Here is a 25607-nt window from a genome sequence, read left to right as displayed (position 1 = left end):
TTGAAGGATGCCTAGCGCTCAAGGAGGTATGTCTGACCTATATAGAAGGATGTTTCTGACGAGGTGTAGGGGTATTCATGTGGGGTATTCAAGGATGTTTTCCCGTCTCGGGCCTCCAAGGCATCCGATTACCCATCCGTAACATTAGATGGGTGGGCCGGCAGGCCTGAAGGTCCGGGCGAAGTGAGCGATTCAGTTTTCGCACAAGATCATCGGTCATGTGTAGAGCCTGCTGGTCGAAATCGCTCCTGCCGCGGAGCGGGACATCGCTTATCTGTGTGGCAATCCCAACATGGTCGATGCCGCTTTCAATGCACTGAAGGAATTCGGTTTGCCGATTCCGCAGATTCGTCGCGAGAAATACATTTCTTCGCGCTGATACCGATGAGGTGAGCGAAGCAGACGCTCGTCGCCAGCTAAGGTGTTTACCTGATATCGAATTTTCATCTTGTAGATAGTCTTAGCGGCGCTCTAACACTCATCTCTGGTACATACACATGACTCTCCCTGCTCCTTCGGCCCAGGCCGTGTTGACTGAGTTTGCCCACCACCATGGTATTGCCGGGTTTACCTTAAGCCATGAAGGCACCGCTGCCTTGCGCCTGCCAGATGGCATGGAAGTTTTCCTGGAAGTAGTGGAAACCGCCGCGAAGTTGTTTGTCTACGTCCCGTTGGACACCCTTCCCCAAGGACAAGCGCGCCAGGCTTATCTGGAACAACTGTTGCACCTCAATTGCCTGGAGCATGGCACGGTAGGCGCCACGCTCGCCGTGGATAGTCATACCGAGACCGTTTTACTGCACAAATCGGTCTCCCGCTCGCGGAATTGACGGCGCCGCGTTTAGAAGCCTCCATGCAAATCCTAGTGCAGCGCCAGCCACCTCTTATCGCTTTGCTGCGCCGACAAACCCACGCACACTCATGCCATAGCCCCGCACATTTCCCCGGCAGCCTCCTTAGATGCCAAAGACATTAGCAATGCCCTGTACGGGCTGCAAACATGTCGCAGACGGCTGGCACCGAGGCAGTGCTGAGGGCCATAGTCCTGCACATTTCCCGCATCCCCTTTTTATCTGACAAAGCCATCGGTAACGCCCTATACGGGCTACAAAACATGTCGCAGACGGACGGCACCGAGGCGGTGCTGCAGGCCATGGAACGGTACATTCTCCAGGCACCCGCCTTAGGTGCCCAAAACATCGGCAACGCTTTGTCTGGGTTGCAAAACATGCAGCCGACGGCGGGCACTCAAGCGGTGCTGGATGCCTTGGTTGAGCGTGCGGAAGACATCAGCGTTGACGGCTTAGGCGATATCCCTCCGAAAACGTATCTGACAGAATGTATCTTCAGCGTGAGAAACCATCTCGCCAATCCCTCGGCACAATCTTTAATCATCCAGATCAGTAACTCATTGAACCTGCCACTCCGTGAGCAAGACCTCACGCCTGAGACATATCCCACGACGCTTTGGCGGTTACAAAGCCCTCAAGTACGACAACGGTACGGCGACCAAGCGCAGCTAATCGATGGCGGCCGTAGGCGACGGTAGTTCGCCGGTGTAATGCATCGACATTGCGGTGAGCTACGTGGATGGTGGCGCGGCGACCAAGCTGCTGAGCAGGCTTGAGCTGGGTGGAACCATCGAGGCAAGTGGCTCGTACGGGCGGTTTTGCCTGCAAGATGACGATATGCATCCGTGTGCGGATTTCGGCGATCGTGACCGCGTATTTCGGTTGATCGTGACCGGTCAGCGCCAGTCATTGTGCGGTGCACTCGAGTGTAACTGGACCGGTCACGATGAGGTATCGGCGGCTGGCTTGGCGGAGGACTTTCGGCGCATCGATTCGCCCTTCAACACGATGCGATGAGAGCGGTGTACGAGACGGTCGAGGATGGCATCGGCGAGGGTGGGATCGTTGAGCCAGGCGTGCCAGTGTTCGATCGGTAGCTGGCTGGTGATGAGGGTCGATTTGCCGTTGCCGCGATCGTCGATGACCTCCAGCAGATCATGGCGCGCCGCCTGATCGAGCGGTGTCATGCCCCAATCGTCAAGGATTAGCACGTCGATGCGCGCCAACTGAGCAAACACGCGACCGAAGCTGCCGTCGGCGTGGGCGATGCGTAGCATCTCGGCGAGGCGTGGCACACGCTGATACAGCACCGGGAAGCCTTGGCGGCAGGCATGTTGTCCAAGCGCACACGCCAGCCACGTTTTACCAACCCCGGTCGGACCGGTCAGCAACACACTTTGCCCCTGCCGGATCCAGTCGCCGCCGGACAAGGTGGCGATCAGGCGTTTGTCGATACCGCGGTCGGCGCTGTACTGCACATCTTCCAGGCAGGCCTGGGCGTGTTTGAGCTTGGCCACACGAAGTAATCGTTCCTGCCGTCGACCGTCACGCCAATGGCGTTCGCGATCGACCAGCATGCCGAGCCGATCTTCGAACGGCAGATCGTGACAGGCCGGCAACAGGCGCTGTTCTTCCAGCGCCTGTGCCATGCCGTCGAGCTTGAGGGCACGCAAGTGTTCAAGGGTGGGATGGATCAACAAGGTGGTCTCCTTTTCAGTGAGTGGTGGGTGGATCGCGGTAATAGGTGGGGCCACGCAGGTTGACGTGGTCGGGTGTGACCCAGTCGGTTTGGGCGATGGCGCTGGGCAAGGGGTGTTGATCGAGCTTGTTGTGCAGGATCGACTGCACGGATTTGCGCGTGCGCGAACCGATCGCCCACGCGCGTGCGCAGGCCGCTTCCAGGCGGTCGTCGCCGTACTGGCGCGCGAGCGCCAGCAGCCCCAGGCAACTGCGATAGCCCATCTCCGGATGCGGGCGCTCGGTCAGCAGGTGCTCGACCAACTGACGGGTTGCCGCGCCGATCGTGTCGGCCCAGTGCAGGAAGCGACCGGGTGACCATTCCCGATGCGCACGATGTGCGGCCGGCATGTGGTCGGCGACGGTGGTGTGGCGTCCGCGCGCCGGGGAGCGGACGTGGCTGGCGATGCGCTGGCCGGCATGCAGGATCTCGACGGTGGTGTCGGTGATGCGCGCCTCGACGGTCTTGCGTACCAGGCTATGCGGCACGCTGTAGTAATGGCCATCGACCTCGATGTGGTAATCGATGTTGACCTTGCACGGCTTGAAGCGCGCCGGCTCATAGGGTTGCGCCGGCAAGGGCATCAGGGCGGGACGGTCGATCGTCTCGAACCACGAACGGCGCGAGCCGTCGAGCTTCTTGAACGGCCGTGCATTCAAGTCCGTCAGCAGGTCGGCGATGGCGTGATTGAGAGCGCTGAAGGTAAAAAAGCACGGATGGCGCAAGCGCGCGAGGATCCAGCGCTCGACCACCTGCACGCCGACCTCGACCTTGGCCTTGTCCTGCGGGCGTCGTGGGCGGGCCGGCAGGATCGCCATGCCGTAATGCTCTGCACACGCCTGCGTAGCACGGTTGAGCACGGGCTCGTAGCGATCCGGCTGGGTGATCAGCGCGCGCGGATTGTCAGGTACCACCAGCGCCGGCACGCCACCAAAAAATGCCAACGCCTGCGTCAAGCCGCGCAGCCAGTCGATCTGCGTTTCGCCCGGTGTGGCGCAGGCATAGGTGAAACTGGACGCACCCAGCACGGCCACGAAGATGTGCGCTCGCCGCAGCTCGCCGGTGTCGGGGTTGACGACGCCAAGGGTGGGGCCGGCGTAGTCGATAAACAGCTTTTCACCGGCAACGTGCAACTGACGCATCGAGCGGCGCAGCGAGGCCGTGTAGTCGTGGAGGTGCTGGCAAAACTGGGTGTATTGGTACGTGAGACGGCCAGCGTTCGCGTCGCAGTATTCCTGCCACAACAATTGTCGCGTGACGCCTTTGCGGCGCAACTCCCGATGCACCCATGGCAGATCGATGGGTGCCCGCTCGCCACGCACGGCGGGTGGTGACATACACAACTGGGCGGCAATCGCGTTGTCGTCCATGGCGGACAGGCCGGGCCAGTCCAGTCCGGCGGCCGTGGCACGTTTCACGTACTTGCTGACCACGCCCTTGGACAGACCCAAGGCCAAGGCGATGCGTTCGTGCGAGAGGTCGCACTCCAGCTTCAGTCGAAGACATTCTTTGATCTTGCGCATAGCTACTCGCGGGGTCGGCATCGCCACTCCAAAAAGCCGTGGAGGATGCCGTTGCGTTGAAGTTATGCACAACGAGGGGCGCGTTTCGGTAAGCCGTGACCGCTGATTTCGGTGACCGTCGAAAATCGGTCACGATCAACCGAAACGGGCGGTCACGGCTTACCGAAATGACCGGTCACGCCTTACCGAAATGGGCGGTCACGATGGGCCGAAATACGCATCCGTGCTACCTGCTGCTGGCGATCGGCACCTTCTCCCGGATGGAGAAGGGCTCGCCCATCCGATGTTACGGATGTGTTCAAAAGGGGCAGGGGAGAGTTGGGAGAATTAAATCCAATAATTACATACGCATGCGAATGGAATTCACACTGCGTTGACTTTTCCACGCTTTAAGTTTGGGCTATTCTCTGAGTTCCCTGTGAATGTCGGCTGCGCGTGCGTATGCAGACAAATCGTTCGATTCGATCCATACCTGAGGTTTCAATCCCATGCGCAGCGTTGTTTGGTCGCTGATGACAGTGGCAGCGGTTGCACTGGCCGGCTGCAATAATTCTTCCAGCCCGTCGTCTTCGGCTGACACGGACGGCAAGGCGGCTACGGCGGCTGTCGCCGCCGCTACCAGCGTTTCAGGCACGATCACTCTTCGTGGCGACATCAAGCCCTCCGATCAAGGCAAGCTGGTGATCAGTCTGGTTGATGTGACGGCCCAGGGCTCGGCTCCGCTGGCGACCAAGATGGTCGCCCCGGCTACCACCTTTCCGCAGCCGTTCGAGCTGAATTTCAATCCGTCGAATGTGGCGCCCAACGACATGTACATCGTGCAGGCCGAGCTGACCGACGGTGATCGTCACTACACCATGCCGTTGCAGGCGCCGGTGCTCACGCAGGGTCACCCTACGTCGAACATCGCGATCGAGCTGGCTCCTGAGCAGACCCCTGGTGAAAAATTGCTTGCGGCCTTCCAGGGCGTGCAGAAGCAGATCGGTGGCATGAAGGTTTCCAGCGGCACCAAGCTTGAGCCGAATGCATCGCGCTCCTGGCAGGTGTTCCGTGACGGCACCGAACTGAAATTCATCCGCGAACTGGTCGACTACGGCGACAAGGGCTTCACCAAGACCGACTTCGCCTACAAGGACGGTAAGCCGTGGGTGGCGCAGCAGCAGAAGAAAGCCAACCAGTCGGCCAAGCCTACCTCGGTGGATACCGCCGGTTGGGATGATGATGGTTCGCTGGTGTTGAAGACGCACGAAGCTGGCGGCAGTACCGAAGCGTTGAGCGATAGCGATGCCGCCAATCTGCGACAGCAGGCGAAGGACATCCTCAATCTCGCGACAGGCGGCAAGGGCAAATAAGCCGGTCACGCCAAGCGTGGCAACAAAAAAGCCGCCCGCATTGCGGACGGCTTTTTTGTTGCCAGCGATACCGGCTTAGAAGCCGAACTTCATCCCCAGGTTGATGGCGTTGTAACGCTGGCTGTTGTCGCTGAAGTGGCCGTTGTAGGCGATCCAGCCGGACAAGTTTGGTGTGAACTGTGCTACCAAACCCACATTGGCGGAGCCCCAGTTCTTGTCAGGCGTGAAGCCGGCCATTTCGAAGCTGCCGTTCATGCTGTTGAGACCTGCCGTCACCATGTCGGTGCTGGCGCGGCTGTCGTGATTCCAGCCCAGTTCGACATAGGGCTGCAGATTCACCGCGTTGTACTGCCAATGTCCTTGCAGGCGCCAGCCGAGTGTGCTGATCAGTGCATTGCGTTCCTGGCGACCAAACCACATGGCGGTGGCATCATTGCCACTTTCGTTGTAACCGTCGATGTGGATGTTCTGGTATTCGAAGTTCGCGAACGGGCCCGTCTTCAAGCTGCCAACATCGAACCAGTAACCGCCATGCAGGCCGAGCCCGTAATACGAACCATCCGTCTTGCCGGATTCATGCGTGCGGTAGTCCCCCACCATGAATACACGGTTGATGTTGGTATAACTGGCCTGACCAAAATCGCCGTAGATGCCGGCGTAGGCGCCTGCATCGTGCCAGGTCAGGTAGCCGAGTCCGGTGAGGGCCTGCAAGTCATAACCACCACCGCCGCTCACGTCGGCATAGTGTTCACCGATGCCCAGTGCGACACCGGTCGAGATGTAGTCGTTGGCGTGTACATCCACACCAAGCGTCAGATCCACATTGTTACTGGTGGTCTTCGGGGCGCCGGCACTTTGATCGAATTGCTGGTTCGAATAGTTGATGCTGGCAAAGGCGCGCGTGGGACTGCCGAAATTATCGGCCATCATTTGGGTGCGCACGGTCGAGGTCTGCGTGGTGATGGCCGCCAGCGGAGCCTCTTGCAGCAACGAAATCTGCTGAGGTGCGGCCAACTCGGACAACACCACCTGCGCCAGCATACGGTCGGCGCCGGTGGTGGGGTGCACACCATCGGCAAATAGATAGCTGTTATTTGTACCTGGTGCGTAGGTGTAAGGCAGGCCGGAACCTTGCGGGCCACACAACACCGAGTTGGAACCTACGCCGCAGGCAGGCTCCGTGACATTGCTGAAGCCGTAGGCTGCGGGATTGGCAATGACCTGGTTGAGCAGGGCAAAGGCATTGACTGGAATAATGCCTTTGCCAAGCTGCCCGAGGCCCGAGTTGAGCTGGCCGTTGTAGATAATGCTGAGTGTCGTCAGTGCGGAAGCCGCCGATGAGCCAGCTTCCGTGGCTTCAGGCGACAGGCCAACATTGGGCAGGTTGAACACCAGGATGTTCTTCGCGCCAGCGGCTTGCAGTTCGCCAAGCAGTTTCACTTCCTGCTGAGCCGCCGCGATGATCTGCGTCTGTGCGGTGGCTGGCGTGGTGGTTGCGTAGAAAATATCATTGGCGCCGCCCCACATCGTGTACAACGCGCGACTATCCAAGGAGGGATGACCGGCGAGATAAGTATTGACCTGCGTGGTGATGGTCGGGACACCCGCCGGCGTGCCAGGCGAATTGTTGTTGATGCCCGCACCGCCCCAGGCATAGTCGTTACCGTCCGCGAGCGAGGCCGTCAGCGTGTAGCCCAGGCCGGCTGCGATGTTCTGCACGGTGATCGTACCGGGGTTGGTGGTGAATTTCTGTGGAGGTTGAAAGCTCGGTACCTCCGACAAGGAAATATTGCCAGCATCGCTCAGGCTGTCGCCGAATGCGATGACGTTGCTGAAGGTCGAATTTGGATTTCCAGTGGCGTGGGTGATGCTAACGAGACCAAGGGCCAGCGCAACGGCGCCGGCAAGCTTGCGCGAGTAAAGCATGTGGGTCCTGCTCCTGCGTTTGTTATAGTCGAGTTACGTTAATGCAAGCCATATGTTGGCGCATGCTGCGCCGCAAACAAGCCGCGCATCGCAGGAACTTGAAAGCGCGTGTCTTGTGCTTTCGCGGATGATGGGGTCCATGGATTAGGCGCTTGAAACGCCTAATCTCGCGCATTTAACGCTTCAGAGCGCGGTTTAGGGCGTCTGCAAATGCACTATTGGCTGGTGTTGCAGCAGGCTTTGGTGCGGCGGTGGAACCCGGACGCGGGCCGCGGCTATCGCGTGCTCCGCCACGGCTGTCGTTGCCACCCGCTGGGCGTCCGCTACGCACCTGCCCAGGCTCGTCGTCCAGGCGCATGGAAAGGCCGATGCGCTGGCGCGGAATGTCCACCTCCATCACTTTCACCTTGACGATGTCGCCGGCTTTCACCGCGTCGCGCGGATCTTTCACAAAGGTGTGCGAAAGCGCGGAGACGTGCACCAGGCCATCCTGATGTACGCCGATATCGACGAACGCACCGAATGCGGCCACGTTGGTGACGCGGCCTTCGAGGATCATGCCGGGCTTGAGGTCTTTCAGATCCTCCACGCCTTCGGCAAAGCTCGGCGCAACGAACTCGGGACGAGGATCGCGGCCGGGCTTTTCCAATTCCTTGAGGATATCTCGCACGGTTGGAACGCCGAAGCGCTCGTCGGTGTATTGCTCGGCCTTCAGGCTGCGTAGGAAAGTGATATCGCCGACGATGCTTTTCACTTCGCGGCCGCATTGCGCAATGATGCGCTCCACCACCGGATAAGCTTCCGGGTGCACCGAGCTGGCATCCAGTGGATTGTCTCCATGGGGAATGCGCAGGAAGCCTGCGCACTGCTCGAAGGCCTTGTCGCCTAGGCGCGGTACTTTCAGCAATGCCTTGCGATTCGCAAACGGGCCGTTGGCATCGCGGTGTTTCACTACATTTTCAGCGACACTGGATGTAAGGCCAGCCACGCGCGAAAGCAGTGCAGCAGAAGCGGTATTCACATCGACGCCGACTGCGTTCACGCAGTCTTCCACTTTGGCGTCCAGCGCACGTGCCAGCTTCACTTGGTTGACGTCGTGCTGGTATTGGCCAACGCCGATCGCTTTCGGTTCGATCTTTACCAGTTCTGCCAGAGGATCCTGCAGGCGACGTGCGATCGACACCGCGCCACGCAAGCTCACGTCCAGATCGGGAAATTCTTTGGCGGCTGTCTCGGATGCGGAATACACCGATGCGCCAGCCTCGCTCACCACGACTTTGGAAAGCTTCAGATCCGCATGCTTCTTGATCAATTCAGCGGCCAACTTATCGGTTTCGCGAGACGCCGTGCCATTGCCAATGGCAATCAAGTTGACGCCATGCTGCTTGCTCAGCATGGCAAGGCGCGCGAGTGACTGGTCCCATTGATTACGCGGTTCGTGCGGATAAATCGTGTCGGTGGCGAGCAGTTTGCCGGTGGCATCGACCACTGCCACTTTCACGCCGGTGCGAATGCCTGGGTCCAGGCCCATCACCGTTTTCGCACCTGCTGGCGCAGCCAGCATGAGGTCTTTGAGGTTGTCGCCAAATACGCGGATGGCTTCATCTTCCGCGCCTTCGCGTACGCGGCCGAACAGGTCCAGTGTCAGATGCAGGTGTAGTTTCACGCGCCAGGTCAGGCGCACGGTTTCGCGCAGCCACGCATCGGCAGGGCGTCCGCGATCAATGATGCCCGCCTGCGAGGCGACGCGTCCTTCGCCTTCCAGATGGCCTTGTTCGGCATCGACATTCGGAATCAGTTCCAGTTCGATGACGCCTTCGTTGCGTGCGCGCATCAGTGCAAGCAGGCGGTGCGAGGGAATCTTGCCAATCGCTTCCATGTGATCGAAGTAGTCGCGGAACTTCGCGCCTCCCTGCTCCTTGCCTTCGACGACCTTGGCGCGGATTTGCCCTTTTTCCCATAGCCAGTCGCGCAGTTCGCCCAGCAGTTGTGCGTCTTCGGCAATGCTTTCCATCAAAATTGCGCGTGCGCCGTCGAGTGCGGTGCGCACATCCGCCACGCCCTTTTCGGCGTCGACAAACTGCTCGGCGAAGGCTTCTGGTGTTTGCGAGGGATCTTCGCGCAGGCCGAGCGCCAGCGGCTCCAGGCCGGCTTCGCGTGCGATCTGTGCCTTGGTGCGACGCTTGGGTTTGAAGGGCAGGTAAAGATCTTCCAGGCGCGCTTTGGTATCGGCGCCAAGGATGTCTGCCTTCAATGCATCGGTGAGTTTGCCCTGTTCGGTGACGCTGGCAAGAATCGTTTCGCGTCGTTCTTCCAGTTCGCGCAGATAACGCAGGCGCTCTTCAAGCAGGCGCAATTGCGTATCGTCGAGACCGCCCGTGGCTTCTTTGCGATAGCGTGCGATGAACGGCACGGTCGCGCCCCTGTCAAGCAAATCCACCGCGGCGTGTACCTGTTCTGGCTTGGCGGCGATGTCCTGGGCAATACGTTGTTCGATGTTGAGCATGATGAAGCAATACTTCCTTGCACCAGCGGCAGAGTGCCGGCGTATGGTTTACGAAGGGCTGGATGATAGCAAGATGCGCTCAATCAGCAGAAAACGGTGATGCGCGGTTCCAACGCCCAGATTCACGCGCAAAATCAAGCGTGGAATGATCCCTCGTCGTCCTTCGGTGGTGGGGTGTTGTGCTTCACATCGCTGGCGCGGCCATTGAGTACGAGTGTGTTGGCGAACATATCGTGCAGTCCTTGCTTGCGCTGCGTGAAGGCGACCATCAGGAAACCCATGCAGAGCAAGAGACCACTGATGAACTTGCCGCCATAACGCCCCAGCGCACGCCCCAATGAAATGCGTGCGCCGTTCAGGTCGGTAACACGCATGCCCAGCGCCAGCTTGCCGACGGTGGCTTGCCAGGACGAACTTTCGCAAATGGCGAAATACAGCCAACTCATCACCAGCGTAGTCAGGAAGTACGGCCACTGCTCGCTATAGAAGTGCCGATAGGCCAAAAGCGCGACTTGTGGATCCGTGCCGGGAGAGATTTGCTGAGCCAGCGCCTCGTATGCGGTGCGCATGTGAAAGGGTATTTCCAGCAGTGAGAACGGGAAATACAGCACGAAAGCGTCGATGAAATAAGCCAGTGCGCGCTTCCAGAAGCCGGCGTAGGCGAACGCCGGCGCACTGGACTGTGGTTGCTGCAACGGAGGTGGCGCGTAGATATCCTGGGCAGGCGGTGGCGTGGGCTTCTCCAACGGAAACAGCACCGACAGCGGTTGCCAGTCAGCCAGGCCGTCGTACCAGCCCAGATCGTCGCGGCTGAGCTGGCCGCTACGCAGCCATTCCTTGATTTGTTCTTCCTGATAGGGGCCGTGGCGTTCGCCCTGCCGACCGATCCAGACTTCCATCTAGGCGCTCCTCGCTAAGCAGGTGCGCATGATGCCATGTGAGGGCGATGGATGGGGCTTCACGCCGCATCACGTCGCTTCAAATGCACCAACAACAACGAGATCGCCGCAGGCGTGATACCGCTGATACGTGCCGCTTGGCCGATGGTGGTCGGCAAGCTGCGTTTGAGTTTCAGCAGCACTTCGGCGGACAGGCCGCGTACCTTGTCGTAATCGAAGCTAGCTGGAATCATCGTATTCTCGTGACGGCGCTGACGTTCGATTTCCTCGCGCTGGCGTTCCAGGTAGCCGGCATACTTGGTCTGCACCTCGACCTGGGCGGCGATGTCTTCATGCTCCACCGCGGGGCCGAGTTCGGTGACCGTGGTCAGCTTCGCGTAATCCAGTTCAGGGCGGCGCAGCAGATCCAGCGCGTTGGTTTCGCGACTGACGGCGATACCGAGCTGGCGCTCGATGGCCGCGCCAAGTGCGTTGTTCGGAGCAGCCCACAACGCACCAAGGCGCTGCACTTCGCGCTCCACCGCCTCGCGCTTGGTGCGCAACGCGTCGAAACGTTCCCGTGGCACCACACCTAACGCATGGCCGGTTTCGGTCAGGCGCAGGTCGGCATTGTCTTCACGCAGATGCAGGCGGTATTCCGCGCGCGAGGTGAACATGCGGTAGGGCTCGATCGTCCCATTGCTGGTCAGGTCATCGATCAGCACGCCGATGTAAGCTTCGTCACGGCGCGGATACCACGGTGCCTTGCCCTGCACGGCAAGCGCGGCGTTCAGGCCGGCAATCAGGCCCTGTGCCGCCGCTTCCTCATAGCCGGTGGTGCCGTTGATCTGGCCAGCGAAATACAGGCCCGGAATAGTTTTGGTTTCCAGCCATGGATGCAGGCCGCGCGGATCGAAGTAGTCGTATTCGATCGCATAGCCAGGACGAGTAATGTGCGCTTTCTCAAAACCCTTGATCGAATGCACTAGGTCGAGCTGTACGTCGAACGGCAGCGAGGTGGAGATGCCGTTGGGGTAAATCTCGAAGCTCTCCAGTCCTTCTGGTTCGATGAAGATCTGGTGCGAGTTCTTTTCGGCGAACCGCACCACCTTGTCCTCGATCGACGGACAGTAGCGCGGACCGATGCCCTCGATCTGGCCGGTGTATAGCGGTGAGCGATCCAGGGCTCCGCGGATGATCTCGTGGGTGTGTCCGCTGGTATGGGTGATCCAGCAACTCACTTGGCGCGGGTGATGTGCACGCGAACCGAGATAGGAGAAGACCGGGGCGGGGTCGTCCCCGGGCTGCTCTTCCAGATGGGTGAAATCGATGCTGCGCAGGTCAATGCGTGGCGGAGTGCCGGTCTTGAGACGGTCGGCTGCCACCGGCAGCTCGCGCAAGCGTTGGGCCAACGTGGTGGCGGGCGGGTCACCGGCCCGCCCGCCCGCGTAGTGAGCTGGACCAATGTGGATCTTGCCGGCCAGAAAAGTGCCCGCCGTGAGCACTATGGACCTGGCGCGGAAAGAAAGGCCCATTTGTGTCACTACACCGGTAACGCGGCCGTTCTCGATCAGCAGGTCATCCACCGCTTGCTGGAACAGATCCAGATTGGGTTGGCTCTCGACCATGCGCCGGATCGCTGCTTTGTACAACGTCCGGTCCGCCTGGCAGCGTGTGGCGCGCACGGCAGGGCCTTTGGATGCGTTCAGCGTACGCCATTGGATGCCAGCGTGATCAGCAGCCTGGGCCATGGCACCGCCCAAGGCATCGATTTCCTTGACCAAATGTCCTTTGCCAATGCCGCCGATCGCTGGATTGCAGCTCATCTGGCCGATCGTTTCGATGTTGTGGCTCAGCAGCAAGGTGTGGGCGCCGCAGCGTGCCGAAGCCAAGGCGGCCTCAGTACCGGCGTGGCCGCCGCCAATCACGATGACATCGTAAGAGTTGGGGTGAAGCATGGGATGGCCCGAAATGCAGGGATAGACAAAGGGTTATGATACCTCCAGCACTGTTATCAGGCATGACTGACGCAGCGATGGCATGTTTTCTGCTTCAAGTTCAGTGCACTCTCACGGGCAGATGCCGCGCGATATGCGCGCTGAGATAGGACGGCAGGGGTCCATTCGCGTACCGGGATAGGAAGCAAGACGGCGCCCATTGGGCGCCGTCGTTCTTTAGTGATCTCGATCTCTGGTAGCGAGAGAGATCTGGCGCCCGGCGGTCTCAGGAACAGGGGGAATCCAGTGTGACCGTATTGCCGGGCGCCAGAAACTGGTGACTCTACGGGCAGCGCAGCTACGCCGCTCCCCCACACGAGAGGAAATCATCACCCCGCACGCGTGAACATGGGGTGACTGAAACGCAAATATATGCCTGTAAACGGCAGCTCGTGACACAAAAGGTCATAGCGTGATGGGGTGAAATGTTGCGTGATCTACCTCACAAACTGGCATGTCTGTTGCGTATCTGTGTTTAACGCTGCAACACGTTACCAATGATCTCGTTGAGGTTGCGTGATAGGCCTTCATGTCGGGCCAGCTTTTCCAATGCAGCGCGTGCCGCCTCGCGACGTACGGATTCCAGGCGCTGCCATCCGTTGAACGCTGTGGCCAGACGCGCGGCAATCTGAGGGTTGAGCGCATCCAATTGCGCCAGCCGCTCGGCAAGCAAGCGATAACCGGCACCATCGGTACGGTGGAATCCGCTGGGGTTGGCGCTGGCGAAACTGCCGAACAGAGCGCGCGCGCGGTTTGGATTTTTCAAGGTGAAAGCCGGATCGCTTTCCAGCGCCATGACGCCGGCGAGCGCGTCGTCGCCGGGCACTTTCGCCTGCTCTGCAAACCACTTATCCAGTGCAAGCGGATTGTCGGCGTAGCGTTGGCGGAAGTCGGCTAACGCGGCGGGAGCCTGCGGCGCACGAGCGCGTACCAATACGCCCAGTGCCGCAAGGCGGTCGGTCATGCCAGTTGCGGACGAGTACTGGCGTGCTGCCAGTGTGTGTGCCTGATCGGTATCGACCAAGGCAAGCAGCTCCAGCACACGTCGTTTCAGGCGGCGCTTTGCCTGACTGGCAGCATCGAGTTGCTGGCCGACGTCGGCATGGAGTGCCTGATAACGATCAAGCAGCGCCGATACGCCAAGGCGTCGCGCCAGATGATGTTCCAGATTCCGGCGCAGCGCGTGAATCTTTGCCGGATCCACCTCGCTTTGCCGATCAGCAAATTCGATTTCTCCCGGAGGTGTCATTAGGTCCGCCAGCAAGGCATCGTCGATGCCGGGATTTTCGAACAAGGCGGCCAACGCGTCGCACCAGGCCTTGCAGGCGGATGAGTCGGTGGCGTCCTGCAAGGTATCGAAGGCGAGTGTCGCCAGTTGCTGGCTGGCCTCCCAGCGATTGAAGCCATCGGCATCGTGCGTCAGCAACAAGGCCAGCTCTGCCGGCGTGTAATGGCATTCCAGCACCACGGGTGCGGAGAACCCCCGCAACAACGAAGGCACCGGTGGCGATGGCACATCATGGAAAACGAAGCGCTGCGAAGCCTTGTCGGCCACCACCACCGTTTCCGTGCCGGCATGGTGGCCGTCCAGATGCAAAGCCAGCATCTGGCCGCTGTGATCGAACAGGGACAATTTGACCGGAATCGGCAGGGGTATTTTTTCGGATTGTCTGGGTGTGGCGCGTGTCTGTTGCGAAAGTGTCAGCGCATATTCGTGCCGTGCTGGATCATATTCTCCCTTGGCGTGCAGTCGCGGTGTGCCCGATTGGGCGTACCACGCCAGATAGGGCATCAGGTCGATGTGGTTGGCGTCGCCCAATGCAGCAAGAAAATCCTCAAGTGTGGCTGCGTTGCCGTCGTGGCGTTCGAAATACAAATCCATGCCGCGGCGAAAACCGTCCTGGCCCAGGCGTCCCGCCAGCATGCGCACCAGCTCGGAGCCTTTCTCGTAGACCGTCGCGGTGTAGAAATTGTTGATCTCGCGGTATTCCGCGGGGCGTACCGGATGGGCGAGCGGGCCCGCGTCTTCCGGGAACTGCGTGCGGCGCAGCAGCGACACGTCTTCGATGCGCTTCAACGATGGCGAGTTCATCTCTGCGGAAAATTGCTGTTCGCGGAAAACCGTCAAGCCCTCCTTGAGCGAAAGCTGGAACCAGTCGCGGCAAGTGACGCGATTGCCCGTCCAGTTGTGGAAATATTCGTGCGCAACCACGGCTTCAACGGCGCGATATTCTTCATCCGTGGTGCTGTCCGGGTTGGCAAGCAGATACTTCGCGTTGAAGATGTTCAGCCCCTTGTTCTCCATGGCGCCCATGTTGAAATCATGCGTGGCGACGACATGGAAGACATCCAGATCGTAGTTGCGTCCGTAGCTGCGCTCATCCCAGCGCATCGACCGTTCCAGTGCATCGAGCGCATAATGGCAGCGGTCAATGACATGGGCTTCGGACCACATCACTAACGTGATCTTGCGGCCCTCGGCGGTGACGTAATCACGCCGAATGCTGTCCAGCTGTCCGGCAACCAGGGCAAACAGATAACAGGGTCGGGGGTGCGGGTCGATGAAACGTGCCCAGTGGCGACCGTCGGCAAGCTCGCCTGCGCCATCCGGGTTGCCGCCGGCGAGCAACACTGGAAAGCGCTCGCGATCGGCCCGCAGCGTGACGGTGTAGCGAGCAAGCACGTCTGGCCGATCCGGAAAGAAGGTGATGTGTCGAAAACCTTCCGCTTCGCATTGGGTCAGCAGAAACCCGGTTTCACGTGGACCCGACAAATACAGGCCTTCGAGCGCTGTATTCGCTGCAGGCCGGATGCGCACGCGCGTTTCCAGCACACTGCCATCACGTGCTCCCGGCACTTCAAGCACATTGTGTTCGTGGCGGTATTGCGTGGCATCGAGCGAACGACCATCGAGTGAAATCGCCAGCAGCTCCAAACCTTCGCCATCCAGGCGCAGCGGCAACGCCTGCGCGATGTCCTGGCGCAAAGTCAGGCGCGAGGTGATTTCCGTGGTATCGATGCCCAGGTCGACATCGAGTTCCACGCTGTCCACCGACCAGGCGGGGTGTCGATAGTCACGCAGGCGGATCGGACTGGAAGTAGGTTTGTTGGCAAGAGTCATGGATGTGCAGGAAGAGCAGGGGTATATCAGGCTAACATGTGAATCTTTCTAGCAGGACAACCGAATGAGTGCATTCAGTATCGAAAGGACGCGGTTGGGGCCGTATGAGGTTGTCGTAGCCGACTGTGCGGATGCCATTCGGTTGGAGCCCGGGACAGAAAGGCAATTTCTTTGCGGCGTGGAGATCGAGCCAGTATGAGCGTGTCGCTGCCGAGTCTTGACCAGATTCATGATGCAGCGGCGCGCATTGCGCCGCATGCGATCCTCACGCCAGTGCTGCGTCATTCGGCACTCGACGAGATGCTCGGTGCGCAGCTCTATTTCAAATGCGAGAACTTGCAGTGTGGTGGTGCCTTCAAGTTTCGTGGTGCATGCAATGCTGTGTGGTCGTTGACAGAGGAGCAGGCTGTGCGCGGCGTGGTGACGCATTCGTCCGGCAATCATGGCAACGCACTTGCCATGGCGGCCGCCACACGTGGTATCGCCGCTCATGTCGTGGTGCCGGACGGCGCTGTGCGTGCAAAGCTCGAAGCGATCGAAAAGGCTGGCGCGATCCTTCATCGCTGCGCACCAATGATTGCTGCGCGCGAAGCGAAGGCAGCCCAAGTGCAGCAGACTACAGGTGCAACGCTGGTTCATCCTTATGCCGATACGCACGTGATAGCCGGACAGGGCACGCTGGTGCTGGAGCTGCTACAGCAAAGTCGAGGACTGGACACTATCATCACGCCCGTGGGTGGCGGTGGTCTATCGGCAGGGTGTTCGATTGCCGCGCACGGCATTGACCCGGCCATTGCCATGTTTGGCGCGGAACCCTCCGGCGCCGATGATGCTGCGCAATCCCTGGCGCGCGGCGCCCGCATCGACTCATTCACGCCAAATACCCTTTGCGACGGGCTGCGCACCTTGATCGGCGAACCGAACTTTCATGCCCTGCGTGAACACCAGGTGGAGATCATCACTGTCAGCGATGAGGAATCCATCCAGGCGATGCGATTGCTTTGGCAGACCCTCAAGCTGGTCGTGGAGATATCAAGTGCCACGGTATTGGCGGCAGTGCTAAAGCAACGCCAGCGTTTCGCGGGTCGCCGCATAGGTTTGGTGCTGACGGGCGGTAACGTGGATATCGACGTACTACCTTGGTAGTCGCTACGCCTGTCGCTTCCGTGAATCTATTTTGTGCTGCATGACTGGCTCCAACGCTATCGATCTGGCATCAGTATTTGAAAAAAACCATCACTGCGTCAGTGGATGTGGCGTTATGCTGCCTATCCCCGAACACGACGGTGTGTGGAAAAAGGAGAGCGGCAATGGCGTCGCGTATTCGCTGTCATTGGGCAGCCGATGGTGAGTTGATGCAGAACTATCACGACACCGAGTGGGGTGTGCCGTTGCACGATGACCAGGTCCTGTTCGAATTCCTGTGTCTGGAGGGCGCGCAGGCCGGGCTGTCATGGCGGACCGTATTGCACAAGCGCGACAATTACCGGAAAGCCTTCCACGACTTTGACATTGCCCGCGTCGCCGCGATGAAAGACCGGGATCTGGAAAAGCTGTTGCTCGATCCCGGCCTGATTCGCAATCGCCTCAAGATGACCGCCACGCGGGATAACGCCAAGGCATCCCTGGCGGCCATCGACGAGCACGGCAGTCTGGATGCCTACCTCTGGTCATTCGTCGGCGGTAAGCCGGTTCATAACCGCTGGCGGACCCGGAGCGAGGTACCTGCCAGCACGCACGTATCGGACCAGATGAGCAAGGATCTGAAAAAACGCGGGTTCCGCTTCATCGGCACCACCATCTGCTATGCCTTCATGCAGGCCACTGGCATGGTCAACGACCATCTGGTGGAGTGCTTCCGGCACAAGGCTTGTGCAAGCAAACATTAGACTGGCACGAAATGGGCGCAGACTGCTCGCTTTACGCTCGGCTGGCCGTAAAATGAGTTCCATTACCGAATCGGAGACAGCTTGCATGAAGCCTGTGCGTGATGCGGGCCCTCGCCATGGCGACCTTGTTGTCCGGTCGTGCGCTGCGTTCATGCTGATCCTTTTCCTGTCTTGTGCGCATGCGAAGACGGGCGATCGCAACCAACCCATGAACGCCACGCAAGATTCGGTGAATGGATTCAATGCGCCCAATACGATGACCACACTGACCGGGCATGTGGTCGTCACGCAGGGCACGATGAAGGCTACCGGTGACATCGCGTATGTGTTTATCTCGATGCCGACACGCAGGTCAGCCGCATCGTGATGAAGGGTAATCCCGCACATATCCAGCAGCTTGACGACAACGACAAGCTGATGACCGGCGACGCGCGAGCCGGCAAGCTTACCTACAACACCCCAAAAAAGCGCCTGCCAAGACGCCGTTTTTTCTGCAGCAAACCCACCCGCTATCGAATCAGTGATGGACTCCCATCGCTGCCGAAGCAGGTACCCCTTGATCTTCGTCATCCTGCTTCGCCACGGCGGTGTTGGCGGGTAGCAGGCTTGCCGGCAACAGCTTGTCCAGCCTGCCGTTCATGCGCAGCATGGCGACGCTGGCCATGTCGTTATCGAACTGTTTCTGCTGCGCATCGATGGGTGGCGGCACCGCGCCGGGGGCGCGGGTCAGCATTGCCAGTGAGGGGGCCAGCACCTGACTCAGTGCAAAGTATGCATCGTCGTGGATGCCGGCGCGTTCAAGCAGCAAGCCCGGCAACATCCACGAGGCCATGTCGACACGCTGCGGATGGCCCGGGTTGCGCGGATCGATTAGCAGCCATGTGCCGGCCTGGCCCAGCATGTCCTGGCCATCGATAAAGTTCATGGCGCGATAGGCGTCGTTCAAGCCCGGCAAGTGGTCGCCGTAAAACAGCAGCAAGGTCGGACGGCTGCGCTTGGCGAGCAATGCTGCTAGGCGTCCCAGCTCCTGGTCGGCGTGCTGCATGTGATAGATGTAGTTCTGGACTTCAACCTTGTCCTTGACATCCACCGAGGCGGGCACGGGGATAGCGTTGCGTGCGGCAGGGTCTTTCGGCGTGACGTCATACGGGCCATGTGCTTCTAGGCTGATCGCGAACAGGAATTGCGGTGGGCCGTAGTCCTTGAGCTGCACCATGATTTCGTCGGTCATCGCGCTGTCAGCCATGTATTTGCCATCCATCGCCGCATGGGTCGGGAAGTCGGATTGCGAAACAAAGCGATCAAAGCCAAGCGTTTTGAATGCGGTGTTACGGTTCCAGAAGGTAGGGTCGTTGCCATGGATCGCTACGGTTTCATAGCCATGCGAACGCAAGGTGCGCACCATGCTTGGTACAACCCTGTCGTACATCTGCAGATATGGGAACTGCATGTTGCTGAAGTAGCGCAGTGACAGACCGGTGAGTACCTCGAATTCGGTACGAATGGTGCCGCCGCCAAAGGTCGGCACATGCAGTGGGCCGCTCATGCCTTGTGCCGCAAGACGGGAAAGGTTGGGTGTGAGCTTGGCGTTCTGATAACCACGCATGATGCTCGGGTCGAAGAACGATTCGCTTTGCACCACCACGATGTCGGGCAGGGCACAACCTTCATCCACGGGTGTCTGCATGCGGGCGCGCACCTGATCGCTGGTGGAGGCAAGCAACTGGCTTGCCGCATGGGGGTCGGCCTTTTGCTTGCTGCGACGATCCTGCAAATGGAACATCATCAGTGAACTGACCAGGCCGGAATGGCTGGTGGTTGCCGCTGCCGACCACGGCTCCAGCCAGAGTTCGCGACCGTTGTACACATTGCCCCAACCTGGCATGCCAGCCAGCAGGGTAAGCAAGGTGGCGCCAAGCAGGCTGCCGGCGACGATGCGCTTGCCGCCCGTCCGGCGAGCAAACAGCGGCGGCTCCAGGCGCCATGTCGCCACGATTGCAGCTATCCCGCCGAGGATGGCGAGGTACGGCCATGAGCTGTGCGGCAGATAACTGCCAAGCACATGCATCCCGCCCTTGCTCAACTGGCCGACTATGCGGAAATCCGCCGGTAGCAGTGGTGTGCCGAGGTTGGCAACCTTGAGCGCGTTGACGCTGTACATCACAGCCTGGGTTAGGTAGGCCAGCCCAAATGAAAAAAGGACACGGCGAGTCAGCACCAGCAACACCAAGGCCAACAGCAGTCCCGGCATGGCGTTGGCCAGCGGGTAGACGGGCTGTGCGAGCAGTTGCGAGGCCGACACACCATCATTGCCGTCCATCAAGCCGGTAAGCAGGATGAAGGCGGCCGTCATTGCTACCACCAGGGCTGCCCGGATGGCGATACTGCGTTTCGAGGTTGAGAAGGTGGCGAGGGCCATGCAGTCCAGCGACCTGTCATGCCAGGGATGTGGACTGTAACGTGGTTGACATGAATCGGTTGTCGGACTGCACCCTGATGTCAGGGCGGATTCAGGACAGTTTGCATGTAACTAACGAACGAAGCTGTATTCGGACCGGGTTTTCGGCCAAATCTGAGGGTTAGGAAAGGGATGCTGTGACATGATGAATTGCGCGCACACCAGCGCGCAATTTCATTCGCATAGCAGGCTATTCAAGATGAATGGCTTCACTCTTTTGACAGGAGATTTCATATGACGCTCAGCACCATCAACCAGCCCTCGCTGTCCGGGCGCCTGATCCGTGGATGTATTTTGTCGGTTGCGCTGCTTGGTGCGGGTTCAGCGTTCGCCCAACAGGCCCCCTCGGGACTTGAAAAAGCCATTGCCACAGCGGGCAAGTGGGCTGCACAGGCAGATGCCAATCAAGCGGACGCCATGTGGAAGGCTAGCGCCCCCGCGATGCAGAGTAATGTCAATCAGGCCAATTGGACCAAGTACATCGGCGAGGTGCGCAAGCAAGCTGGCGCTCAGCAGAGCCGTTCCTGGTATGCCGTGACCAAGGTGGACAACCCACAGGGCATGCCGGCGGGCGAATACCTCAACGTGGTCTATGCCACTAAGTTCGCCAATGCAGCCACAGTCGAAACCGTATCGATGGCCAAGAGCGGTTCCAACTGGCAGCCGATCGGCTACGTCGTTCGTCCCGCCGAGCAGACCAAACCAAATGCCGAGGCCCAGAAGCCTGCAGCCAGCAAGTAAGTTCCATTGTCTGTTTCAATCTGGCAGCACTTATCGAGGACATTCCAGTAATGCCGTTCGGTGCGGCAGCGGCAGTAACCTACGGCCCCATACGCGAAGCAACCTGTGAGCGAAAAAGGACTATCTGGACAAGTTGATCGCAGCGCATGCGGTCGCGCTCGACGTAGTACTTGTCACCCATAACGAGCGCGACTTCGCCAACTACTCAGGTGTAAAGATTGAAAACGGGGTGAACGATTAAGGCCAATGGCACTAACTTAAGCCGCACATCGCTCGAATACTGCGAAAATTTATGGCCGTCATCCTGGCGAAGGCCGGGACTCAGCGACTTTTGGCCTCGCAAAGTCATGGGCCCCGGCCTTTGTCGGGGCGACGATGCTTAAGTTAGTGCCATTGCGGTTAAGGCAACACTGAATATTCACGTTAGGATCGTCACCATTCGCAAACAACGCGCCATAGCGCATAAGGTGCGTGCCAGAGTGGAGCATTCCGTGAAAATCAGCGACTTCCTGAACCGAAAACTTGCTCGCCGCTTCCGCACCTATGATCTGAACAAGGACGGCTATGTCGAACGCTCCGACTTTGAGGAAGCTGCGAAGCGTATGAGTGACGAGTTCGGGCTGAAGTCAGGCGATGCGGCCCGGAAGAGGCTCAACGAATTGTGTCTGGGCGTATGGGATCACCAGCTTGTTGCCGCCGATAGCAATGGTGACGGGAAGCTAACGGAAAGCGAGTACAAGGCAGCGTTCGCGTCTGGCTTGCTGGAGACTCCAGCCAACTTCGAGCAGGGGTATGAGCCTTTTCTCGATGCCATCATGGATATTGCCGACAGCGATCGCGATGGGCGGCTCAGTCGCGCCGAGCATGTACGCTGGATTACTTCGTTGATGAATGTGTCCACCGATGACGCACAGGAGATTGCGCGTCGACTGGATGGCGATAATGACGGGTTTATCGAGCGGCGCGATATCCTGAAGGCAATTCACGATTACTACTTCGACGAGGCCCCGCAGTCCGCCGGTAGTTGGTTGCTAGGGACCTTATGATTGATTCCTGCGCACCCGGCATGACGTCTAGAAGGTTCGCAAAGCGTGTTGCAAGCCACGTGACACACTCCGTAGTGACGGGTGTTTAAGAATCAATCAGAGGGTCATCTATTAGCCCAATGGCACTAACCCCGATCCGCTGCGGATGAGTCAATCGGCATCATTGTTGAAAGCTCGCACAGACAGATGTTGTTGCCGACGCTCTGCATGCTTCAAAGCGGTTTGCGTTTTGTTGCCCGCTACACCGTCGACGACCAAGCCGTAATCGTATTGGAATGCCTCGACCGCGTTGCGCGTACGCTTACCAAAAACACCATCGGCATGCAGCTTGCGATCGATGTCGTGATAGCCGATCCGGCCGAGCTGCTGCTGTAGTTGCATGACCTCGTCGCCGGCTTCGCCTTGCTTGAGCGGATGGGTGGTTGCTTGCTCTTGTTCGGGTTTGTGCTGTTTAGACATGCTCACGCTCGCTGGACTGCCATGTCGATAAATTGCATCAATCAAGGCGGGAGAACTGTAAGCGAATGGCGTGACGCCGTGCCAGTGCAGCGTCGGTGTTGATGCCATCATGGGGCAGGATCGCAGCGTGGGGATGCGCTGATGTAGGTGAAAACCCAAGCATGGCCATGTCGATCAGAGTGACGATGTTGGGGTTTTCACCATAACCTACAGACGGACGTCGATCTATTCGGTGGCGCCGTGCGATCCGGTCATAATGAGCGCATGGCCGTGACTACTGTTCTCACCGAATCCCTCGACTTGCGCGCCCTGATCGATGATCGTTACGCGCAACTGGCCGCCTGTTGCCGTGCCGCTGGTGTGCCGTTGCATGACGATGCTGGTGTGGCGGAGCGCATCCGCCGTACCTTGCTGGCCAGTGACTTTGCCTTCGAGACCTTGCGGAGCCAGCCGCAATTGTTGGCTCCGCAAGGTCTGGAGCGCTTGCGCTTGGGCAGCGATGCGGCGTCGCGCATCGCTGCTTTGAAACTTGGCGCGGACGAAGCAGCTAGCATGGCGGTGTTGCGCCGCTTCCGGCACGCCGAGGCATTGCGGCTGGTGTTTCGCGACGTCAATCAGTTGGACGAGTTGCCGGAAATCCTTTCCGCCACCAGTGTGCTCTATGAAGCTTTGCTTGGCAGTGCGCTGGAATGGTCCGAGCGCACGCTCGCCTCGCGCTATGGTCGTGCGCGTGGTGAGGATGGGAGCTTGCAGCGATTGATCGTGATCGGCTTTGGCAAGTTGGGCGGTAATGAGCTGAATTTCTCTTCAGACATTGATCTGGTGTTGGCGTATCCGCATGGTGGCGAGAGTGACGGGACGCGCTCGTTGGACAACAGCGAGTATTTCGTGCGCCTGGCGCGCCAGCTCGTGCGCTTGCTGCATGAGCCGACGACCGATGGCATTTGCGCACGCGTAGACTTGCGCTTGCGACCTTTTGGTAATGCTGGTCGCCTGGCTTTGCCCTTCAGCGCCATGGAACAGTACTACCAGCGCGAAGGTCGCGACTGGGAGCGCTACGCCTGGATCAAGGCGCGTACCGTGGCGGGTGATCGTGGCGCCGGCAAACAACTACAGGAAATGCTGCGGCCCTTTGTCTACCGCAAATATCTCGATTACACCGCTTTCGCCGGACTGCGCGAAATGAAAGCGTTGATCGATGCCGAAGTCGCACGCAAGGACCTAGCTGACAATCTCAAACTTGGACCGGGCGGCATTCGCGAGATCGAGTTCATCGTGCAATTGGTGCAGCTTATCCGCGGCGGTCGCGAACCAAGTCTGCGCGTGCGTGGCTTGCTGCCGGCACTCACCGCTTGCGAGGCACGTGGGCATATCCCCGCCGTGCGTGCGCGTGCGCTGCGTGAGGCGTACGTGTTCTTGCGTCGTATGGAAAATCGCGTGCAGATGATGCGCGATGCGCAAATACATGACCTGCCCGAGGATGACCTTAGTCGCGAACGTCTTGCCTTGGGATTGGATTACCCTGCGTGGGAGCCGTTGGTGGAAGCATTGGCCAGGCATCGCGAGATTGTCGCTACGGAGTTTGCTGCCATGCTGATGCCCGAGGGTGGTGCGAAGGCTAACGTGCCAGCGGCGGATGCCGTGTTGTGGCAGCGCGCTTGCGACGAATCGCTGGATGCACGCGTGCTGGAGGCATCCGGTTTCGTGCCTGGCGGGGATGCCGTCGAGGCTTTGCTCAAGTTGCAGCAGGGCGCTTCATTACGTGCCATGTCGGCGCGCGCGCGCGAATGGCTCGATCATCTGATGCCGAAGTTGCTCGCCGTCGCACGCGATACAGCCGCTCCGGTGCCTTGTCTGTTGCGTTTGTGTCGGCTTGTGCAGACCGTAGCGCGCCGTCCTTCTTATTTGTCACTGCTGGAGGAGCAACCCGCGGCACGCAAACGTCTGGCGCAGCTTTTTGCCGACAGCGCCTTTCTCGCGGAGCGGGTGATCGCCCAGCCCTTGCTTTTGGATGACGTATTGGATCCGCGTATCGACCAGTTGCCACTCAAGCGTGCTGATATCAGTGCCGAGATCGCGCATGTGCTAACGACACTGGATGAGCGCGAAGCCGAGGCGGAGCTGGAACGCATCAATGAATTCAAATCGAGCATTGCGTTTCGACTAGGGTTGGCTTTCAACGACGGTCGTGCGGATGCAGTGGCCACGGCGCGCCGCCTGGGTGCACTGGCCGAATCGGTGGTCAATGCGGTGACCGCGCTGGCCGAGCGCGAAATCATTGCTCAGCATGGCCGGCTTCCCGGTCAGGGCTCAGGGTTTTCGGTATTGGGCTACGGCAGCCTGGGTGGCGAAGAGCTGGGTTTTGCCTCCGACCTGGATCTGGTGTTTGTCTTCGATGGCCAGCGTGCGCAGGCCATGAGCGACGGTCCGCGCCCGCTCGATGGTTCGCGCTGGTACCAGCGCCTGACCCAGCGAGTGATGAACTGGCTGACTGTGTTGACGCGCGCAGGGCGCTTGTATGAAGTGGATACGCGCCTGCGGCCGGATGGTTCGAAAGGCTTGCTGGTGGGGAGCCTGGAATCGTTCGTGGCTTATCAGGAAAGCCGGGCCTGGACTTGGGAGCATCAGGCGTTATTGCGTGCAAGGCCGGTGGCGGGTGATCCGGTGCTGAATGCCGAACTCGCCGAAGTCCGCCGCCGCACGCTTGTCGTGCCGCGTGATCGTAACGCGGTGCTCGCCGAGGTCAGCAGCATGCGGCAACGCTGGCGTACCGAGCGGGACCGATCGGATGCGCTGCAATTTGACTTGAAGCAAGGCCATGGTGGCTTGCTGGATATAGAGTTCGCTCTGCAGGGCATGGTGCTGGCCCACGCCGATCACGCGCCGGGCCTGTTGTCCATTACTGCCAATGTTGGCTTGATCGAGGCTTGCCGAGGAGCCGGTTTGCTGGATGCAACGCAGGCCAACTGCTTCAGCCGTGCTCATGCGGAGTTCCTGCGACGTGCATTGCTATGCACGCTGGATTTGCGTTCGCGTATCGCGTCACGTGATGAGGCGTTGGATACGCTATGCAGCGATGTGAATACGGTGACGCGAACGCTTGGGTTTGATTTTTAGTGGTG

At 59.5% G+C, this 25607-nt stretch carries 18 protein-coding genes and 2 pseudogenes; 11 read left to right on the top strand and 9 right to left on the bottom strand.

Annotated elements, in window-relative coordinates; translation table 11 throughout:
• Positions 1 to 214 precede the first annotated feature (214 nt).
• The 4 genes and pseudogenes from EO087_RS16745 to EO087_RS16740 form a co-directional block, all read left to right on the top strand.
• Positions 215 to 379, top strand: a pseudogene (locus EO087_RS16745) (ferredoxin--NADP reductase); the annotation flags it as partial.
• A 118-nt stretch (positions 380 to 497) separates the two neighbouring features.
• The gene (locus tag EO087_RS09300) at positions 498 to 830 is read left to right on the top strand and encodes a type III secretion system chaperone (protein ID WP_128898624.1); all 333 of its coding nucleotides are present in this window, start codon (positions 498 to 500) and stop codon (positions 828 to 830) included.
• 170 nt (positions 831 to 1000) lie between these two features.
• A complete protein-coding gene (locus EO087_RS16250) occupies positions 1001 to 1549 on the top strand; it encodes a hypothetical protein (RefSeq protein WP_164931710.1) in 549 nt (182 codons plus the stop codon).
• A pseudogene (locus tag EO087_RS16740) lies at positions 1491 to 1697 on the top strand (ferredoxin--NADP reductase); the annotation flags it as partial. The gene EO087_RS16250 and the pseudogene EO087_RS16740, both read left to right, overlap by 59 nt.
• Positions 1698 to 1792: 95 nt before the next feature.
• Here the strand turns inward: EO087_RS16740 and istB are convergent.
• Together istB and istA are read right to left on the bottom strand one after the other, a co-directional pair.
• Positions 1793 to 2551, bottom strand: a complete 759-nt coding sequence (gene istB / locus EO087_RS09290) for an IS21-like element helper ATPase IstB (RefSeq protein WP_128898623.1) — start codon at positions 2549 to 2551, stop codon at positions 1793 to 1795.
• A gap of 13 nt (positions 2552 to 2564) precedes the next feature.
• Positions 2565 to 4133 (bottom strand): IS21 family transposase, encoded by a 1569-nt coding sequence (gene istA, locus EO087_RS09285; protein WP_128897460.1) that lies wholly within the window; start codon positions 4131 to 4133, stop codon positions 2565 to 2567.
• 467 nt (positions 4134 to 4600) lie between these two features.
• Here istA and EO087_RS09280 point away from each other — a divergent pair, with 467 nt between their 5' ends.
• The gene (locus tag EO087_RS09280; RefSeq protein ID WP_128898622.1) at positions 4601 to 5464 is read left to right on the top strand and encodes a YbaY family lipoprotein; all 864 of its coding nucleotides are present in this window, start codon (positions 4601 to 4603) and stop codon (positions 5462 to 5464) included.
• Positions 5465 to 5539: 75 nt separating this feature from the next.
• Here EO087_RS09280 and EO087_RS09275 read toward each other — a convergent pair whose 3' ends face one another.
• From EO087_RS09275 to pepN, 5 genes are all read right to left on the bottom strand, one after another.
• Entirely contained in the window at positions 5540 to 7390 is a 1851-nt protein-coding gene (locus EO087_RS09275) for an autotransporter domain-containing protein (protein WP_128898621.1), read from the bottom strand.
• 175 nt (positions 7391 to 7565) lie between these two features.
• On the bottom strand, positions 7566 to 9896 hold the full coding sequence (locus EO087_RS09270) for a Tex family protein (protein WP_128898620.1): 2331 nt from the start codon (positions 9894 to 9896) through the stop codon (positions 7566 to 7568).
• A 134-nt stretch (positions 9897 to 10030) separates the two neighbouring features.
• Positions 10031 to 10795 (bottom strand): RDD family protein, encoded by a 765-nt coding sequence (locus tag EO087_RS09265; RefSeq protein ID WP_128898619.1) that lies wholly within the window; start codon positions 10793 to 10795, stop codon positions 10031 to 10033.
• A gap of 59 nt (positions 10796 to 10854) precedes the next feature.
• A complete protein-coding gene (gene mnmG / locus EO087_RS09260; protein ID WP_128898618.1) occupies positions 10855 to 12732 on the bottom strand; it encodes a tRNA uridine-5-carboxymethylaminomethyl(34) synthesis enzyme MnmG in 1878 nt (625 codons plus the stop codon).
• A gap of 514 nt (positions 12733 to 13246) precedes the next feature.
• Positions 13247 to 15892 carry an aminopeptidase N gene (pepN, locus tag EO087_RS09255; RefSeq protein ID WP_128898617.1) on the bottom strand — a complete coding sequence of 882 codons (2646 nt, stop codon included), beginning with the start codon at positions 15890 to 15892 and terminating at the stop codon, positions 13247 to 13249.
• Between the two features lie 195 nt (positions 15893 to 16087).
• Here pepN and EO087_RS09250 point away from each other — a divergent pair, with 195 nt between their 5' ends.
• From EO087_RS09250 to EO087_RS16245, 3 genes are all read left to right on the top strand, one after another.
• Entirely contained in the window at positions 16088 to 17038 is a 951-nt protein-coding gene (locus EO087_RS09250) for a pyridoxal-phosphate dependent enzyme (protein WP_128898616.1), read from the top strand.
• Positions 17039 to 17202: 164 nt separating this feature from the next.
• Positions 17203 to 17781 carry a DNA-3-methyladenine glycosylase I gene (locus EO087_RS09245; protein WP_128898615.1) on the top strand — a complete coding sequence of 193 codons (579 nt, stop codon included), beginning with the start codon at positions 17203 to 17205 and terminating at the stop codon, positions 17779 to 17781.
• Positions 17782 to 17989: 208 nt separating this feature from the next.
• Positions 17990 to 18148: an LptA/OstA family protein gene (locus EO087_RS16245; protein WP_164931806.1), complete on the top strand. Its 159-nt coding sequence runs from the start codon at positions 17990 to 17992 to the stop codon at positions 18146 to 18148.
• A gap of 150 nt (positions 18149 to 18298) precedes the next feature.
• Here EO087_RS16245 and EO087_RS09240 read toward each other — a convergent pair whose 3' ends face one another.
• Positions 18299 to 20134 carry a sulfatase-like hydrolase/transferase gene (locus tag EO087_RS09240; RefSeq protein WP_240669009.1) on the bottom strand — a complete coding sequence of 612 codons (1836 nt, stop codon included), beginning with the start codon at positions 20132 to 20134 and terminating at the stop codon, positions 18299 to 18301.
• Between the two features lie 339 nt (positions 20135 to 20473).
• Here EO087_RS09240 and EO087_RS09235 point away from each other — a divergent pair, with 339 nt between their 5' ends.
• Both EO087_RS09235 and EO087_RS09225 read left to right on the top strand, forming a co-directional pair.
• On the top strand, positions 20474 to 20980 hold the full coding sequence (locus EO087_RS09235; protein ID WP_128898613.1) for a DUF4019 domain-containing protein: 507 nt from the start codon (positions 20474 to 20476) through the stop codon (positions 20978 to 20980).
• Between the two features lie 491 nt (positions 20981 to 21471).
• On the top strand, positions 21472 to 22026 hold the full coding sequence (locus EO087_RS09225; RefSeq protein ID WP_128898612.1) for an EF-hand domain-containing protein: 555 nt from the start codon (positions 21472 to 21474) through the stop codon (positions 22024 to 22026).
• Between the two features lie 150 nt (positions 22027 to 22176).
• Here the strand turns inward: EO087_RS09225 and EO087_RS09220 are convergent, their stop codons facing one another.
• A complete protein-coding gene (locus tag EO087_RS09220) occupies positions 22177 to 22485 on the bottom strand; it encodes a peptidoglycan-binding domain-containing protein (RefSeq protein WP_164931805.1) in 309 nt (102 codons plus the stop codon).
• A 270-nt stretch (positions 22486 to 22755) separates the two neighbouring features.
• On the opposite strand from EO087_RS09220, the gene glnE reads away from it, so the two are divergent.
• On the top strand, positions 22756 to 25602 hold the full coding sequence (gene glnE / locus EO087_RS09215) for a bifunctional [glutamate--ammonia ligase]-adenylyl-L-tyrosine phosphorylase/[glutamate--ammonia-ligase] adenylyltransferase (protein WP_240669008.1): 2847 nt from the start codon (positions 22756 to 22758) through the stop codon (positions 25600 to 25602).
• Positions 25603 to 25607: the final 5 nt, after the last annotated feature.

It is taken from the genome of Dyella sp. M7H15-1 (assembly GCF_004114615.1).
Taxonomy (GTDB): domain Bacteria; phylum Pseudomonadota; class Gammaproteobacteria; order Xanthomonadales; family Rhodanobacteraceae; genus Dyella_B.
Note: the sequence above shows the minus strand (reverse complement) of the source record. Positions and strands in the feature narration are given on the sequence as shown.